Below are 16,200 nucleotides of genomic sequence, written 5' to 3' on the forward strand. Positions count from 1 at the left end.
AACGCCCTTTAGCGATTTTCTTAAAACATTTCATACCCCGGATCATCGTATTTTGCTGTAAACGCTTTTCCATTTTTTAAACACCTATTTTTTCTCGAATAAACATTCCGTGTACCGCCTTTTGCAAAATTTTGTTCCCGTAGTATTTCAATAAAAACTGGAAAATCCAGTTCCAACACCCAAAAAGAGAAAAACATACCGAAGAGAGGATTAAGGCTATAAATATGCTATATTACAAATATATAGCCGCAGTTTATAAAGCCTTGTTCATTTTTTTGCTAATTTTGCAATTGGAATTGAGCAGTGGCTCTTTCCGATACATATTAGAAAAAAAGAAGCGTTATGCTTATCTTGTGTTCGAAAACCTGAGAAATTTTCAATGTATGACAAGAGAAGGCATAGTGGTTCTCACGCTATAGCGTGGGCTGCTATTACCATATCCGTCATACAAGGTTTTCTCAGGACCTTCGAACAAAGGTGTGGTATTGTAGTTCCACGCTTCGGTGTTAAATAAGAGGTCTTTTTAGGGGCTGGAAAGACATACTGAATTACTATGAATTGCTTTTTTCATGAGAACAAGCCTGCGGTAGCAACATGTGCCCAATGCCATGTAGGGCTTTGTCGGGATTGTGTAAACAATGCTATCACTTGGGATGATAAGCCGCTGTGTCCCAGTTGTGGTAAATCCATTGTAATGGATAGATTAAAAGATGCGCAAAAAGACAAAACGTGGGCGCTGGTTAAATTTATCTTTAGTGGTTTTTTCTTGGGTATAGGATTCGCAGCTTTTGCAGGTGGCGCAGGTATTATGCAAGTGTGGATAATATCAGGCGTAGCCGGCATTCCCTCTGCATTTAAGGCAACACGCCGAAGCCGGGAACAACGTATAATAGACGAAGTTCATGACCGATACGAAAGGGACATGATAAATTTAATGTTTGGCTGGATGATGCGGTTGTTGATAAAAATTGTGTTCATGATTGGATTAGCCCCTATATGTGCCACCTATACATGTATTTCTAACTTGATTAAGTTCTTTACAAACAAGAAAACGGTCAGGGAATATGAAGATTTGTTAGCTCAAGCAGAACAAAGCCTTAATGACGAACCTAATTCTTATGTAGAACAGCAACCGCAAATTGAAAATAACATATCGGTTTATGACCCGGTGCAACCGGAAGTACCCGAGCAGAATATTGTTCCAGTCCAACCACAGACAAGCACAGTGCATACACAATCTGCCCAGACTTTTCAAACTCCGTCAGTTACGTCGTCTTATCAAACACCGACATCAACCAAACGGAATAATACTCTGATTATAGGTATTGTTATAGGTGCATTAGCCTTTGTTGGACTTATAGCCGGATATTTTATGTGGTATGTTCCTTATGCCAAAGATAGGGATGCGCTGCGCACTTATGTAGTTGCCAATAATGTATTTTTCCGTTCATCAAAAGTGGCAGGGGTAGAGTACAACATTTTATCCAAAGTTCCTTATGGTTCCGAACTGATTACCTATTCAAAAGATATGGAATGGGCGGAAATCAAAGTAAATGGGATGAAAGGGTTTGTTGCTTCTCCATATTTGCTTGAGTGGAATGATTTCAAATTACTTAATGATATATGGGGCAGCGCAGATACTAAAGAATATATTGAGTCCTCTAAATGCCGCCTTGCAATACTTGATTACTGTAAACGTAATCAGTTTAATACCGGGAATGAAAGTTGGCAACTTTTCACATTGCAGAAAAATGTAAAGCCTAATAATGTTTTATTTCCTCGTTTGAATAATGGCCATGATAAATTTACAGAGTTCGCTTTTATTCTCAAAAACAATGCCACACAAGAACGAAGGTTTGCTATATATTCTTTTGATGAAGAAACAGAAAAGCCTATATTCCTGTATGATGAAAATGCACCTGAAGACGGGCAAATAAAAAATGTAAGATATCTCAATGGAAGAAATGAATATAATGTAACTTATACCGGAAACAGTATTGTTGTTAAATCTGAGGTAGCATACACACAACAACAAACGCAAGACATCGTGAAAGAAATTCCATATATACCAGTAGTCGCAGAAGAAAAAATTGAAATAGTGGAAGATAATGCACCGACAGATATTAGTGTGAATGATATCGCTGCCGATAACGTAGAGGATAATCGCATATATGAGATTGTTGAACAAATGCCTGAATTTCCTAATGGTGGAATGGCAGGCTTAATGAGCTTCATCAGCAAAAATTTAAAATATCCTACTATCTGCCAAGAGTCAGGCGTACAAGGTAAAGTCATTGTGTTATTTGTGGTAGAGAAGGACGGCAGTACTACCGATTTTCGTATTGTGCGAAGTGTGGATAAATATTTAGATAAAGAAGCACTGCGAGTTTTAAGTAGTATGCCTAAATGGATACCCGGTAAACAGAAGGGTGTACCTGTAAGGGTTAAATACACCGTTCCTATCAATTTTAGACTTTCATGAAAACTGCATTAAGAATATTTTTATTACTGGTGTGTTGCTTCTGTACATGGTTGGCATGTAATTATCATCATCAGAAGATTATTTCTAAAATTGAAAACGCTAACATTATAGTTATATCCAAGCAGGATATGCAGCTAAATTTAATCAACTACAAAGGAGATACATTGTTTTGTGCTCCTATTGCAGTAGGAAAGGCATATGGAAATAAGCAAAAGCAAGGGGATATGCGTACTCCGGAAGGAGTATTTAGAGTCGTAGATATTCAAAATGCGTCAAAATGGACTCATGATTTTCACGACGGAAAAGGGGAAATAGAGGGGGCATATGGGAAATACTTCATGCGCTTAAAAGTACCCGGACATAAAGGAATAGGAATTCATGGAACACATGCCCCTGAAAGTATCGGAAGCAGAGCAACAGAAGGGTGTATTCGGCTAAATAATGACGATTTGGAACGGTTGGTAACTTTAATATATCCCCCACTAACAGTTGTTATTACCCCATCCGTAATGGATGAAAATTTAAATCTGAAGAAATAGGGCATTTCAATAAAAATAAGGACAGCTTACTTTACAGGTATACCGATAAGAAAGCTGTCCTTTGTGTTATATTGTACGCTTATTGCTTTTAACGCAAAACATCCCATTTTACATTATTAGGTGTAAAATGGGATGTTTTCTTCGTAAATTGTTGACAATCAGTGTTTACTGCGGTGCGGACGGAAGATGAACCTTTGTTTTATTCTTCACGTACTCAATATCTTAGCAAGCTCTTAATTCTTTCTCCCACTAATAACCCCACGTGTGCAATTCTTTAGATTGCTTGGTGTTGCGGTGGTTGTTTGAGTTGGTGCAAATATAGTAATATTTAGAATGTATTTCTACTTTTAGGCAAACTAATCTTCAATAAGTTGTTCAGTTTCTTTTAACCTATCCTTGGTGACGTCTGCACACATTCTGTAAAAATGAATTTTCTGTTATATTGATAATCAACGTGCTACGAATGATTTATGGGGGATTAGGTGTACCATTCCCCCATTTTCTTTGCTTTTTTTTCCGAACTTTGTTTCATCAATCGATTGGTAATCATTAGTCTATAACCTAAAAAATGAAGCAATATGTATGTAGATAATTACGAGTTCAAAGACTGGATGCAAAAACTACTCGATAAACTGGAAGAAGTAGGAAAAGATGTAAAGAGTTTGCAGACCAATCCAGAAGTAATGCCGGGCGATAAACTTTTAGATAATCAGGACTTGTGTCTGTTGTTTAAAGTGAGTACCCGAACATTACAGCGATTGCGTAGCAAGAAACTACTGCCCTTTATGATGATTAGCGGAAAAGCCTATTACCGGGCTTCCGATGTGCGTGAGTTCATAAAGGAGAGGTTTGATGTGGGTACGCTCCGCAAGTTTGAAAAAGAACACGGAACAGACAAGTAAGAAGTTATCCCGAAGCTGTACACGTGGCAATTTCGGGATATTTCTTTTTGGCAAGTTTTTGTTGTTCGTCCGCCGATATGTACTTTCTATTTAAAATATTGGGATAAAGGTCCTATTGCCTTTGCTTAGAATAAAGAGCTTCAAGCTTATGTAATTGCTGTATAAATAGATTAGTCTGCTTACTGTTTTCTACCTTATCATATAAACTAACCATTATATATTCTTGCAATAAATCTTTGTTTGTTATGCAGTGACTGAAATCATATACTTTTGTATCAGGATCTAACTTTGTTATATCTTGAACATTAATGTGGTCGGGCATATATCCGTAAACATTGGTATTATATGTGGTTTTACTCCATTTCCAAGTATAAGTACGAGATCCTCCAAAACTATCAGAAGTATATGTTTTAATAAAATATAGAATTCGTAGCTTTTTATATAAATATGATGTAAAAATGATAAATCCAATGACTAAAACTATTATCCACAATGATATTTTATAGTTTAGATATGAGGATGGGATACTAAATAGGATTTCCAAAATTCCTATTAAAGACAAGATTCCTCCAATAATCGGATTAGTAAAAAATAGTATCAACTTTTTCATATGCCCAATTATGTGTTTTCACTTTTATGATAAACAAAAGTAGTCATTTCTCTATAATTATTTCATTTTCAAAGGAGAATAATTATCTTTGTTAAGATTATATGATAATATAAGAATATACTACCGGTGATCCTTTGTGGAGGAAGATTATAATTTGCTGAATACAACATATGATTTTAAAACCCGTTAGTCCTATATTAAAGCAAACAACTAATATTAAAATTCATCCCGAAGCTATACACGTGGCAGTTTCGGGATGTTTTTTCTTTTGGCAAGTCCATATTTACTTCTTTGCCGATATTATCCCCTTCTTCTTATAAGATGCTTCAAACTGTTTGGTAAGCGCAATAATCTGTTGGTTCGTCTTTACCAGTTCAACAGTGTATTGTTCCAATTTATAAAGCAAAGCAAGTGCTTTCTTTTCCGTAAAATTGGAATGAAGCTCTTTCACCGTTTGATTATACAATATGCCTATGCTCCTGAATTGTGAAAACAATTGTGAGAGTTGAATGTAATAATCAGCCTTGCTTTTATCAATCCTAAGTACCTTAAACGACTTTCCGAAAATACAGTTCTTAATAAATGTGCTTTTACCTTGTAGCCTGACTGGTAGTAAAAGGCTAAGAATTTGGCGTTCTCCACATCGTCTAAATTAAAGGAATAGCAGTGTGTTCGTGGGTTAAGTTTAGGCTTGCGTTTTCCTTTGTTAAATGACTTTTTTTCTGATTTTATAAATCCACGGGGATACTCCGTTTGATCATAATTTTGGCTACTTGCTTGTTTACGGTGATGCGCATACAAACAGGAGCTTCACCGTTTTTCAGAAGTTTTGATTTCTTAATGATGAATAATACGCTTAATGTGTTTTTTTTCACTGCTCCCATAATTCTTTGTTTTTTAAGTGGTACAAAATTAGTTTGCTACACTCAAAAACCAGCTACGCAAAAAGCTGACAATCAAAGACAAATGCGTCAATTCGTGGGAGCAAAAACAGCTTTCAAAAAGTCCCACGAATAAGCCATGTGAGAACTGCCTAAAACCACTATTTTTTGCCAAAGCGGAGAAAAAGAAAAAGCTCTGAAATCCTTGAATTTCAGAGCTTTGCTTTAATTTGCTATTTGCTTTCGCGGTGCGGACGGGACTCGAACCCGCGACCCCATGCGTGACAGGCATGTATTCTAACCAGCTGAACTACCACACCAAATTTCCATTTTGCAATTTGTGATTGCCTCTCTTGGCCTCAATTGCGAGTGCAAATATAGAGGCTTTTTTTGAATCTCACAATAGTTTTCGAAAAAAATATTTTTTTCGGTATAAATTCTTTTTCCTTTCTGAAATGTTATAAGAGCATTATGTTATGTTGAGTACACTTTTTCATTTGATCTTCGGGCCATATACTGGCTTGTACTTCACCAATATGAGCTTTCTGTAAAAGATACATACATAGCCGGGATTGTCCTATACCGCCTCCAATAGAAAGAGGGAGTTCTTCGTTCAGTAGTGATTTATGGAAACTGAGTTCCGTACGTTCCATACAGTTACGTAATTCTAATTGGCGTAATAAGGAGTTTTTATTAACACGGATACCCATGGATGATAGTTCGAACGCACATTCGAGGATGGGATTCCAGAGTATAATGTCGCCGTTGAGCCCGAAATACCCGTCGCTGTTGGGTGTGACCCAGTCATCGTAGTCGGGGGCGCGTCCGTCGTGGGGTTCTCCGTTACTTAGCGTATTACCTATGCCGATAAGAAAAATTGCCCCGTATTTGCGGGCGGCTTTTGCCTCCCGGTCTTTAGCCGGAAGAGTGGGGTATTGCCGCAGAAGTTCTTCGGCATGCAGGAATGTTATGTTGTCGGGCAATTGAGGAGTTATATGCGGGAATTCGGCATATATCTTTTGTTCTATTTCTTTGATAGCCTTATATATTTTTTCTACCGTATTTTTTAGATAGTCGAGATTGCGGTCCCGTTCTGTTATGGTTTGTTCCCAGTCCCACTGGTCTACATAAAGAGAATGCAGATTATCAAGTTCTTCATGCGTGCGTATGGCATTCATATCGGTATATAAGCCGTAGCCTGGCGCGATACCATAGGCTCCTAGTTTCATTCTTTTCCATTTGGCAAGAGAATGTACGACTTCGGCCTTACGGTCATCCATGGATTTGATGGGGAATGAGACCGCATGTTCATTTCCGTTGAGATCGTCATTGATTCCGGTTCCGGACAGTACGAACAGAGGGGCTGTTACCCGTCTGAGGTTCAGTGTCTTTGCCAGTTTTTCCTCGAATGAATCTTTTAGAGTTTTTATAGCCTTTTCTGTTGTTTCAGGCAATAATTTGAGTTTGTATGATTTAGGTATGATAAATGCCATATTTCTTTATAATGTATATTTATAATTTTGAGTTTATATTGCAAATATATAACAAATGTTTTGAATAATGATAATTTATACATCATTTTGCTTTAATTTAAATGAATATATAATTCATAATGATATTATGTAGATGTAAAATTGTGTATTCATGTGCCCGTCAAAGAGTATACAGGGGAGACTTTTATATCGTTTTTTTGTATATTTGTTTTTTACTTATTTTAATTTAATAGCGTTGTTATAATGAGATATGAGCGTTATATATTCGTTGTCTTGTTTGCAGGTATATTGTTGTTATTGCAAGCTGGAAATGTGAAGCCAGTGAGATCTGCTGTTAACGATACTCTTACCGAGGTGGAAGCCGGAGAGATGCTGTCGCGTCTTGGAGTAGGAAAGAGCATGAAAAATATCGGTAAGTTTACTTCCGAAGCAGTAGGTTTATATGACTTTGATAAAAAGATATCGGGACGTAAAGAGACATTTTTGTTGAAGAATAATACGACCGAGCATATTTCCAGAATAAAACTTAAACTGGTGTATAAATCGCCTTCGGGTGATATGATTGATTACAGGGAGGTAATGGTGGAGTGCGATTTGTTACCGAAGACTACACGGCAGGTACAGATTGATAGTTTCGACAAATCGGGGCAATATTATTTCTATAAGAATGTTCCCCGTAAAGGAGGCGGTTTCCCTTTTAAGGTATATTATGATCTGTTGCGTTATGACGTGGTTGTAGAGCCTTGATAATACTTTTTTAATACTTCTCTTGAACTTTAACGGATTACTGGCTGTCAAATTTTCTTTTGTATTGTTTTATAATCATCGGGACAAATGGAATTTTGGTTCCGGTATAAAGTTATAACACAATTAAATTAAAATCAGGAGGAATTATTATGACACCTGCAAAAGCATCGCAAAACTGGCTTCCCGGAATTTTCAATGATTTTTTTGGAAATGAATGGATCGCTAAGTCAAACAGTTCGGCCCCGGCTATCAACATTCTGGAGACAGATAAAGAGTATGAGGTGGAGATTGCCGCCCCGGGAATAACTAAGGACGATTTTAATGTGACAGTTACGAAAGATAATCATCTTATCGTTACTGTTGAGAATAAAAGTGAAAATGAAGAAAAGGATAAAAAAGGTAAATTTCTTCGTCGTGAATTTTCGTATTCTCAGTTCCAGCAAACTCTTATTCTACCTGATAACGTAGAGAAAGACGCTATAGAGGCTAAACAGGAGAATGGAGTACTTACCGTAACTATTCCTAAGAAGAAAGCTCCAGAAGCTACGGAGCCTAAAAAAATAGCTGTGAAATAAGTGGTTGTGAAATATTAGGAACCTGCTCATGTTTTTTATTTTCGGAAAAATATGGGCAGGTTTTTTATCGGGTCTCTTTTTGCCATTGCAAAGTGAGCAGGGCTATGGTGATAATGATTATGCCGGTGACAGATTGCCAGTCGGGTTTTTCTCCCGGAAGAATTATCCAGCTGAGGATTACTCCCGAGACGGGAACGACAAATTTCCACATATTCAGTTCGGATACCTTTACTTCGGGATTTTTAAGTAATGAATACCAGATGGAAAATCCGGCGGCAGGAATGAGTGCCAGCCATATCCATGCGAGGTAGAATTCTGCAGTATAGTCGCGCAGATGCCAGTCGGGTTCGGTAAACCACGATACTGCATAGAGTATGAGGCCTCCTGTAAAATTGGCGAAAGCGGTGAGCATGACCGGATCGACTCGGTTCCGGTTCTTTGCCACGATGATATTCGTAGCTGCTCCGGTTATATTGCTGATGATAAGCAGGAATATACCGAGGTAAAAAGTATTGTTGCTTGCGTTTAATGTACCCTTTGTTGTGCTTATGAATACAATGCCTGTCATTCCTAAGAGGATAGCGATGACCTTGCGTAGACCGAGTTTGTCGTTTTTAATGGTGAAGTGTGCCATAACAGCTACAAAAAGCGGACCTCCTCCGATAATGATTGCCGATACCGCAGCCGGAACTTTGTCAAGTCCCATAAAAAAGAGACCGTATTGTATGAATGTCTGGAGTATACCGAAAAACAACATATACTTCCATTGTTTCAGGTTAGCTTTCCAATCGGTTTTCTGGTATATAAGAAAAGGTATGAGCAATATCCCTGCCAGTGTAAATCTCATACCGGAAAGATGCAACGGAGTTGTGTAAGTGAAACCTATTTTGGCTCCTGCGAAAGCAGATCCCCATAATATACATGCAAGTATTGCCGGAAGTTTTGTTCTCATATCTTTATATTACCGCTGGAACCCCCATGTATAGTTTTTATTACGGCTGAAACGTCCTACAAGCCTAAAGTATAGATTTGCGAACGGATGTATAAGTGTGAAGAAAGGCAGAGAGAATGCCAGCTTGCGACTGTTCAGTAATTTGGCGGCATTCCTGTAAACGATTGTTTGAATGACGAAATGTATTATAAGCAATAATAACCCGATAACGGAAAGTACCGCATTGTAGAATATACCTGTGATAATAAGAAAAAAAGTACCTGCATAAAAGAGCCATGCTGTCAATTCTTCCAGCGGAAATAGTATTTTGGCCTTTGTATGGAGATAGCGGGATGTGAAATCATATTGCAATTTCAGTTCTTTCCAGGCCCGATAATTATCGTCGTATTCGGTTATCATGTGACTTTCAGGCGACAGTTCTGTGCGGGTATTGGTGTGACCGGCTATCTCATTAATGAAAAGGTCATCGTCTCCGAAATGAAGGTTAAGATGCTGCGAGAAACCTTTATTTTCAAAAAACAGGGATTTGCGGTATGCCAGATTGGCTCCAGTTCCCCGGTAAGGTCTGTTTAACAGTGCGAACGAGAGATATTTTAATGTGTACATCAGCCTATTGAAAGCTGCGTACCGACTGGTATGTCCTGACATGTATGCATGTCCTATGACAATATCGATTCCGGGGATGAAATTCCGGGCTATTTTTTGCAGCCATATCCGGCTTCCGGGATGGCAGTTGGCGTGTGTAAGAACGATAATGTCGTATTTGGCTGCTTTTATGCCAAGAGTGAGAGCCAGTTTTTTACGGCTTAAGTTGCGGGCTTCGTCGGGAATATAGGTTTGGTAAAGATGTTTGTAACGGCATTCCAATGCTGAAGTTACGTCCTTTGTATCGTCTGTAGAGCCGTCATTTACCACTATTACTTCATATTTCGGATATTCCTGTTCCAATATTTCAGGCAGATATTTCTCCAGGTTTTCGGCATCGTTCTTAGTATATACGACAACGGAGAGGGGAGGATATTCCTGAAGAAAATGTAGGTTTTTTTTATCTTTTTTTCTTATGAATGTCGTCGGCCGGTTGAAAAAATATAAATAGTAAAAGAGTTCTATAAAAAAAAGGAGTGCGACCACACTCATGATTATGATTTCTATAGTATTGAACGAAAGACTGAAATGAATCATTTTGAGAATAGTATAACGATTTTTCAACTGCAAACGTACATAACTTTTTATATTCCTGAAACTTGTACAGCTAAATATTTATTGTGAATTAATTCATTTTTATTTTTCGCTGTAACAGGGACTATATCGGTATAATTTTTTGCTTTTGGGTTTGATGAAAATATTAGTCGATATTTAGTATTTTTTTTAGTTGTTTTAAACGGAATATCCTGATAAATGTGTTTATGAAATTTTCGCCGAAAACAGCTATCAATGCTTTTTTTATATCATATAATATCACAATTCTTTTGGGTATCCATGTTTTGGAGAAATGATGAATACAATGTGAATTTTCGGTAAGATGTATTTTTCCTGTATCATCATCTTTAGGACTGAAAAATTCGGTAGGAAATACTTTTATTTTATCTAATTCCTGATATTTATTTTCAAGTCTGAGGTTTTTGGCGACTAAGTGTTCAGTGATAAAAACCGTATTAGCAACTATTTTTTTGGGATCGTCCGGATTAAAAAATCGTCTGCCAGTATAGTAGTCCAGTAATTCTTTGATTAGGGAATTGTTTTTTTCTGCACCTATTATGGCGGAAGCAACCCATTTATTGCTCTCAAATCCGATGAATGCAGGATTGTTAAGAAATTTGTCAAATGATTTTAGTAGTTCTACATCGGTGTCCAGATAAATACCGCCTTCGTTGTATAAAGCGTATAACCGGACATAATCTGACACGAATGCATATTTTTTGCAGTGATATGCTTCTTGTACAAATAAATTGGAATTAATATCAAATGTATTTTCATTCCATTCTTTGATTTCATATCCGGGTAAATGACGTTTCCATGAATCTATGTATTTCAGTGTTTTTTTTGACATTTCGCCATGTCCGAACCAACAATAGTGTATAGTTTTGGGTATCATATATTACTTGTCTAATAGTAAAATCCAATGATTTGGGTTGTTGCTTTTTGATTTATTTACAAATGTACTAAGATTTTTATTGCGAAGCAAATATCAGTTTATTTTTACAGGATATAATAATATGCTTAATTTTTTAGTAAAAAAATATATTGATTTTTTGTATAAAAAGAATATCATCCTTGTATACTGGGTTATGTGATTCAGGCGGCTGGGAATATTATGAAATATATGATAAATAAATCTCATAAAAAAGATTTATTTATATAATAAAGATTCTATTTTGCCGTTTCATGAATGTAGTGTTTTTTATGTTTAAGAATATTGTGTTATCTTTGCCGAACTTTGACTGAAAAAATAATTTGGAATGAAGAACAAGATACTTTTACTGTTTTTTTTAACTGTTTTCGTAGTTTCCTGTAAAACAAATAAACAAGTAGTATATTTTCAAAATGTAGAGGAACAGACAGGCGAATTGTCTAAAGTACCGGTAGATTACGAATTGAAAATTGCTCCGGATGACCAATTAGCTATTTCTATTACTTCTTCTGTCCCGGAAGCGGTTGCAGCATATAATCTTCCCGCGATTACCTATTCGATTCCCGGAGAAAAAACATTTAATACAATGCCCAGTATTCCTTTGTATATAGTGAATGGGGAAGGTAATATCTCATTGCCGGTTCTCGGCGAAGTTCATGTGGCAGGAAAAACGAGAGGAGAGGTAGAGAATATGATTCGTTCTATGCTGAGCCAGGATATCAAAGATGCTTTGGTAAATGTTCAATTGAAAAATTTTAAGGTGGTCGTATTAGGGGAGGTAAGAGAACCTGGTGCTGTATCTGTAAATAGTGATCGTATTTCAATATTGGATGCTATTGCAATGGCTGGTGATTTGACCATATATGGAGAGAGAACCAATGTTTTGGTTGTACGTGAACAAGACGGGAAAAAAGAATTTTATAGAGTTGACCTCACAGACCCTGCCGTTTTTGCTTCACCGTGTTACTATTTGAAACAGAACGATGTGATATATATTTCTCCTAATAAATCCCAGCAAGCAAATTCTCGATATAGCCAGAATGGTCAATTTAATGTGTCTATTGTTTCGACAATAGTAGGTGCAGTATCGGTATTGGCATCATTGGCTATTGCATTATTTATTAAGTAATTTATCCTCGCTGAAATTATATTGTTGATATGAGTAGTATGATTACCAAACCACAAAAAGACGAGTTCGTTAATATAGTTGAATTATTGCAAAATTATAAAAGGCATTGGTGCCTTTTCTTGGGCTCTATTGCGTTATGTTTATTATTTGCTGTTTTTTATTTAAAAGTAAAAGAACCTGTTTATCAGATAAACGCAAATGTTCTGATTACGGAAGATGAGTCTCCCAGCAGTGGGGGCGGTTTGCAATCCGCTATGCTTAAAAGCTTTTCTTTTGGTGGTATGTTAGGGGGAAGTTCTGTCGATGACGAATTATTGATAATCTCTTCTCATTCTCTCATTAAAGATGTTGTAAAAGATTTAAATCTGAATATAGATTATAAAGTAAAAAAAGGATTATTTTATAAGACAGCATATAAGGATCTTCCTATACGGTTAATGGCTCCGGAGTCGCTTCAGGATACACTTTCGGTGTGGTTAAAATTTGACATTCGGATTAATAAAGACAATAAAGCCGATGTGAAGGTTAAAAAAGGGCGTTTTACTACTCTTGCCGATATTAAGGGCGCTACTTTTCCTGTTACAGTCAAGACTGTTTACGGTCAATTTGTCGTTGATACAGCTTCGGGGTATAAACCTGATAAGAATTATAAGATAAAAGCAACTATTGCGAGTTATGATTCATTTACTGAATTATGGGAAGAGAAAATAAGTATCGGAGTTGCATCGAAAAAAGCTAACGGAATTTCTTTATCTCTGGAAGAAACCAGCATTGACAGAGGTAAAGATTTACTGAATACTTTGATTGCTTTTTATAATGAAGCCGGCCAGAATGAGAAAAATGTAACGGCTTCTAATACGGGACGGTTTATAGAAAATCGTCTTTCCTCGTTGTATGATGAGCTTTCTGTGGCAGAGAAAAATGTAGAAGAATACAAAAAACAACATAATCTTACGGATCTGGAAATTGAGGCGAAAGTGATGTTGGAACAGAATGGGGAATTTAAGCAAAAGCTAATTGAAGCGGAAACTCAATTGTCTGTAATTTCTATGGTCGACAATTTTTTGCGGAACACTTCTAATAAATATGAATTAGTACCCATAACGTCGGGATTACCCGATAAATCGGCAGGGGATGCTATAAAAGCATATAATGATTTGTTATTGAGGCGTCTACAGCTTTTGAGAACAGCGGGTGAATCGAACCAGAGTGTTCAGAACCTTAATGAACAGATTGATGCAATGCGTGGAAATGTATTGCAGACAATTACAAAAGCAAAGGAAAGTTATGAGATTGTACGAGATGACTTGCAACAGCAGGAAAATATATTTATGAACCGGATTAAAGGGATGCCTACTCAAGAGCGTGAATTTTTGGAACTTAAGCGTCAGCAGATAATTAAATCGGAATTATATGTTTTTTTACTGCAAAAGAAAGAAGAGAATTCTTTGATGATGGCAGCATCGGTACCCAAGGGTCGTATTATTGATGATGCTTATCATTTGAATGAGCCTCTTTCTCCCAAAAGAATGATGGTTATTTTGTTCGCTTTCTTTTTCGGTTTGTTGTTACCTATTATTTATTTGTACCTTAAAGATCTATTTACATTTAAATTCGGGACTAAGCAGGAACTTAAAAAACTTACAAATATACCTGTTGTAGGAGAAATTTGTATGAATGAAAGTACTGAATATATAGTTGCGAAAAAGGGAGACAGGTCGTCAATCGGAGAGTTGTTCAGGCTGTTGCGCGCAAATCTTCAGTTTTTGTTACATGGAAAAAATGAAAATGTAATATTGATGACTTCTTCCATAAGTGGTGAAGGTAAATCTTTTGTTAGTGTGAATCTGGCTTTATCATTAGCGCTCACGAATAAGAAAATTCTTTTGGTGGGACTGGATATACGTAGTCCTAAATTAATGGATTATTTGGGAATGCACGCAAATTCGGGTATTACCTCATATCTTGCTTCTGATTCGGTGTCGATAGATGATATTATTAATCATACTAAGTTTTCCGAAATGTTAGATGTGATCTTTTCTGGTCCAGTTCCGCCGAATCCTGCTGAATTGTTGCTGAGCGAACGTTTGGACTCTTTATTTAGCGAGCTTAAAAAACGATATGATTATATTATTGTGGATTCGGCTCCAGTAGGAATGGTTTCGGATACTTTTACTCTTATGAGGATCGCAGATGCTGTTATTTATGTGTGCCGGGCTAATTATACCAGAAAAGATAATATTGCTTATGTAAATGACCTTGTCGAATCAGGAAAACTTAAAAACGTTTCTTTGGTCATCAACGGTACTACTGCTAAGCAGGGGTACGGTTATGGTTATGGTAAATAAAATATTATAGAAGTGGGAAGACCTTATTCTATACAAGATATAAAAGATTTTTTTCATAAGGGGGATACACGAAGTGTTCAACTAAAGAAAAGTATTGTTTCCTGTTTATTCATTAAAGTAATCAGTGTTATTATTTCTTTGTTGATGGTTCCTATGTGTATTCATTATATTAATGCCGAACAGTATGGTATATGGTTGACATTAAGTACGATGGTCTTTTGGCTTGGATTTTTTGATATCGGATTAAGTAATGGATTGAGAAATAAGTTTGCCGAAGCTAAAGCGAAAGGAGATTCCATCCTTGCCCGGGAATATGTGAGTACGACATTTTTTATGCTTACTCTCATTTTTGTTGTTATCTGGCTTTTTTTTGTAATAGGTAATAATTTTATTAATTGGAATAAATTCTTTCATTTGGGGTATGACTCTGTGGGAGAGCTTAATAACTTATTTGTAATAATAATTTCTTATTTCTGTTTACAGAATGTAATAAAAATCCTGTCTACTATATTTATTTCGGACCAGCATCCGGCGTGGGCTTCATTTTTTGATATGTTAGGTCAATTTTTGGCATTACTTATCATATGGGTTATGATGCAACTTATTCCCGGCTCGTTGATGAAACTCGGTATTGTATTATGTTTTGCGCCGTTGCTTGTATGGGTTATAGCAAATATTATTTTTTTTCGAGGCAGATATAAAATGTATTCGCCTTCGATAAAATATGTGAAGTTTATACGCATTAAGGATATTTTGAATTTAGGATTACAATTCTTTATTATTCAGATATCTTGTATAATACAGTTTCAGACGGCAAATTTTATCATTGCTTATTATTTTTCGGTATTAGATGTAACTATTTATAATATTGTATATAAGTATTTTAATGTTCTTGCGATGACTTTTACAATTTTTTTAGCTCCATTTTGGTCTGCAGTGACAGATGCTTGGACGCGAAAAGAGTTTGAATGGATTCGTAATGCAACTCGTAAATATTTGTTAATTGCCATGGCTTTTACATTTTTAGGGGTTGTACTGATGTTTGTCGCTCCTTGTCTTTTAAAATTATGGGTAGGTGAAGTAGCCAGTGGCATTGACTTGAGACTTATCGTAATTTGCTTTATTTACGTGGTTATTACACTTTATACTACTTTATATGTCAATATACTTAATGGCATGGGAATTCTTAGAGTGCAATATATTCTTGCTTTAATTTCTCCTTTCGTATATCTGGGGGCTTCTTATTTTCTTATAAATTATTGGAATTTAGGTACTTATAGTATATATATAGCTTTAATATTATCAAATATTAACGGATATGTGGCTCCCTTTCAATATTACCGGTTAATGAGAGAAAAAAGGAATTATGCTCATTTGAAAACTATGACAGATATAAACTTTTAAAATAATC

The 16,200-nt window shown here is 36.2% G+C and carries 12 protein-coding genes, 1 tRNA gene and 3 pseudogenes; 8 read left to right on the forward strand and 8 right to left on the reverse strand.

Annotated features, from left to right (window positions below):
* Positions 1-2,167: 2,167 nt before the first annotated feature.
* From OCV73_RS14515 to OCV73_RS07500, 3 genes and pseudogenes are all read left to right on the forward strand, one after another.
* Positions 2,168-2,482: pseudogene (locus OCV73_RS14515) on the forward strand (energy transducer TonB); the annotation flags it as partial.
* On the forward strand, positions 2,479-3,021 hold the full coding sequence (locus OCV73_RS07495) for a L,D-transpeptidase (protein ID WP_262512909.1): 543 nt from the start codon (positions 2,479-2,481) through the stop codon (positions 3,019-3,021). The pseudogene OCV73_RS14515 and the gene OCV73_RS07495, both read left to right, overlap by 4 nt.
* Before the next feature lie 578 nt (positions 3,022-3,599).
* A complete protein-coding gene (locus OCV73_RS07500) occupies positions 3,600-3,923 on the forward strand; it encodes a helix-turn-helix domain-containing protein (RefSeq protein ID WP_147550925.1) in 324 nt (107 codons plus the stop codon).
* Positions 3,924-4,035: 112 nt separating this feature from the next.
* Here OCV73_RS07500 and OCV73_RS07505 read toward each other — a convergent pair whose 3' ends face one another.
* The 5 genes and pseudogenes from OCV73_RS07505 to asnA form a co-directional block, all read right to left on the reverse strand.
* Positions 4,036-4,533 carry a hypothetical protein gene (locus OCV73_RS07505; protein WP_147550926.1) on the reverse strand — a complete coding sequence of 166 codons (498 nt, stop codon included), beginning with the start codon at positions 4,531-4,533 and terminating at the stop codon, positions 4,036-4,038.
* Between the two features lie 283 nt (positions 4,534-4,816).
* A pseudogene (gene mobA, locus OCV73_RS07510) lies at positions 4,817-5,334 on the reverse strand (conjugal transfer protein MobA).
* A pseudogene (locus OCV73_RS07520) lies at positions 5,265-5,417 on the reverse strand (Arm DNA-binding domain-containing protein); the annotation flags it as partial. The pseudogenes OCV73_RS07520 and mobA, both read right to left, overlap by 70 nt.
* A 243-nt stretch (positions 5,418-5,660) precedes the next feature.
* A tRNA-Asp gene (locus tag OCV73_RS07525) sits at positions 5,661-5,734 on the reverse strand.
* A gap of 138 nt (positions 5,735-5,872) precedes the next feature.
* Entirely contained in the window at positions 5,873-6,907 is a 1,035-nt protein-coding gene (gene asnA / locus OCV73_RS07530) for an aspartate--ammonia ligase (RefSeq protein WP_147550927.1), read from the reverse strand.
* 243 nt (positions 6,908-7,150) lie between these two features.
* On the opposite strand from asnA, the gene OCV73_RS07535 reads away from it, so the two are divergent.
* On the forward strand, positions 7,151-7,654 hold the full coding sequence (locus OCV73_RS07535; RefSeq protein ID WP_147550928.1) for a hypothetical protein: 504 nt from the start codon (positions 7,151-7,153) through the stop codon (positions 7,652-7,654).
* Between the two features lie 149 nt (positions 7,655-7,803).
* The gene (locus OCV73_RS07540) at positions 7,804-8,229 is read left to right on the forward strand and encodes an Hsp20/alpha crystallin family protein (protein WP_147550929.1); all 426 of its coding nucleotides are present in this window, start codon (positions 7,804-7,806) and stop codon (positions 8,227-8,229) included.
* A gap of 64 nt (positions 8,230-8,293) precedes the next feature.
* Here OCV73_RS07540 and OCV73_RS07545 read toward each other — a convergent pair whose 3' ends face one another.
* From OCV73_RS07545 to OCV73_RS07555, 3 genes are all read right to left on the reverse strand, one after another.
* Complete coding sequence (locus tag OCV73_RS07545) at positions 8,294-9,181, reverse strand: DMT family transporter (RefSeq protein ID WP_147550930.1); 888 nt, start codon at positions 9,179-9,181, stop codon at positions 8,294-8,296.
* 9 nt (positions 9,182-9,190) lie between these two features.
* Positions 9,191-10,396 carry a glycosyltransferase gene (locus OCV73_RS07550; RefSeq protein WP_262512911.1) on the reverse strand — a complete coding sequence of 402 codons (1,206 nt, stop codon included), beginning with the start codon at positions 10,394-10,396 and terminating at the stop codon, positions 9,191-9,193.
* 130 nt (positions 10,397-10,526) lie between these two features.
* Complete coding sequence (locus OCV73_RS07555; RefSeq protein WP_147550932.1) at positions 10,527-11,276, reverse strand: glycosyltransferase family 32 protein; 750 nt, start codon at positions 11,274-11,276, stop codon at positions 10,527-10,529.
* Between the two features lie 364 nt (positions 11,277-11,640).
* On the opposite strand from OCV73_RS07555, the gene OCV73_RS07560 reads away from it, so the two are divergent.
* Genes OCV73_RS07560 through OCV73_RS07570 form a run of 3 tightly spaced genes read left to right on the forward strand, consistent with a single transcriptional unit; the run spans position 11,641 to position 16,193 of the window.
* Positions 11,641-12,441 (forward strand): polysaccharide biosynthesis/export family protein, encoded by an 801-nt coding sequence (locus tag OCV73_RS07560; RefSeq protein ID WP_147550933.1) that lies wholly within the window; start codon positions 11,641-11,643, stop codon positions 12,439-12,441.
* A 29-nt stretch (positions 12,442-12,470) separates the two neighbouring features.
* A complete protein-coding gene (locus OCV73_RS07565; protein WP_147550934.1) occupies positions 12,471-14,789 on the forward strand; it encodes a polysaccharide biosynthesis tyrosine autokinase in 2,319 nt (772 codons plus the stop codon).
* A 12-nt stretch (positions 14,790-14,801) separates the two neighbouring features.
* On the forward strand, positions 14,802-16,193 hold the full coding sequence (locus OCV73_RS07570; protein WP_167551229.1) for an MATE family efflux transporter: 1,392 nt from the start codon (positions 14,802-14,804) through the stop codon (positions 16,191-16,193).
* The last annotated feature ends 7 nt before the right edge of the window (positions 16,194-16,200 follow it).

The sequence above is a fragment of the Barnesiella propionica genome (assembly GCF_025567045.1).
Classification (GTDB): domain Bacteria; phylum Bacteroidota; class Bacteroidia; order Bacteroidales; family Barnesiellaceae; genus Barnesiella_B; species Barnesiella_B propionica.